Here is a 1,457-nt window from a genome sequence, read left to right on the forward strand (position 1 = left end):
CCACATCACCGCTTTAACCGCCACGCCAGCGTGATGCATTCCTTCCAGGCTTCGCCACTTTAGTGCAGGCTCGCCGCCATACCCCGCCGAAACAGGTTCGTCATCCTACGGACCGACAATTCGCTTCCGGTTGCTCCCCACCTCGCCTCGCGACGACGCAGTTACCTTCAGCTACGGAGCTGCGGCCAACTCCGACAGGGACTTTCACCCTGCAAATGGCACGCCTTCACGGGCGCACACTAAACCGCTSGCGCGGTAGTGCCTGATCACAGGCCGGGCGCCAAACCACCGCCCGGGGCGGATTTCCCGAGAAGCTCCCAATGCGGATCGGCGTCCGTCCGGTTACATCGCGGAAAGCCATTAAGCAAGTTGATGCAGTCATGCTTCCCACGCCGTTCTCCAGCATCCTAGATGTGCAAGCTTGTTCGAGCACTCACCAAGAATTTCGCGTTCAAGCCGAGCTGCGTTTCGTGGAACACATCGCCAAACCAAAAGTGAAATAATTAAATTCGGATAACGAAAGGATGAAAGTGAAAAAGCAAATGCTCGTCGGCATGGTTTTTGGAAATGGCTACGGCTCCCAGCCTGGCGCTTGGCGAATGCCGGGAGTTGATCCAATGGGCTTCACCAACTTCGATAATCTGGTGCGGTACGCCCAAATTGCTGAACGGGGGAAATTTCAGTTCCTCTTCATGCCCGACTTTCCAGCGCTGAAAGCGGACATCGCGACCGATGCGCAGCAGCTCAATCTTGAGCCGATGATGACGCTTGCTGCGGTCGCACGCGGGACCGAGCGGATTGGGTTGGTTGCCACTGGCTCGTCCACCTTTACCGAGCCGTACACTCTTGCAAGGCAGTTCAAGGCCCTAGATCTCATGAGCCACGGCCGTGCAGGGTGGAACGCGGTACCGACCAATGATCCTTCGATCGCTGCCAATTACGGCCGCGAGTTGCCCCCGCGCATAGAAAAATACGAACGGCTCCATGAAGTCATTCAAGTCGTCCAAGCACTGTGAGGAAGCTGGGAGGAAGATGCCTGGCTACATGACCAGAAAACCGGGCATATTGCGGACCCGGCAAAGATTCAGCCGATCAATCTGCGTGGACGGCATGTCGCAGCGAGCGGCCCGTTGCCGCTCCCACCTTCGGAGCAGGGCCAACCGGTAATCTTCCAGGCCGGCGTGGTGAGCAGGGGCGAGACGTCGCAGGTTGCTACGCGAGCGGCGTAATCGGCGCGGTGTTCACGATCGCGGACGCTCGTAGCCAGCGTTTTGCACTGAGAGCGGCAGCCGAACGTGCCGGCCGTGAGCCGGACGAGATCAAGTTCTTCGCTGGTTTAATGCCTCGATTGCCTCAAACAGGCGCGCGGGGTTGGATCGAAAAATCGCGATCAGCGGACATACATTTGAGCAGCGCGTCGGCTATCTCGGGCAGATGTTGGGACTGGTGCTTCGTCC

1 protein-coding gene is annotated in these 1,457 nt (G+C 58.4%); it reads left to right on the top strand.

The genetic code is table 11. The features are described from left to right. Nucleotides 1–524 precede the first annotated feature (524 nt). Nucleotides 525–1,016 carry an LLM class flavin-dependent oxidoreductase gene (locus AC1DY5_RS55410; RefSeq protein ID WP_478122664.1) on the top strand — a complete coding sequence of 164 codons (492 nt, stop codon included), beginning with the start codon at nucleotides 525–527 and terminating at the stop codon, nucleotides 1,014–1,016. The last annotated feature ends 441 nt before the right edge of the window (nucleotides 1,017–1,457 follow it).

This window comes from Variovorax sp. P4_D9, from assembly GCF_056401695.1.

What these genes read in the sequence shown, in the direction of transcription:
- AC1DY5_RS55410 (WP_478122664.1), top strand. Translation starts at nt 525, where the DNA reads ATGAAAGTGAAAAAGCAAATGCTCGTCGGCATGGTTTTTGGAAATGGC.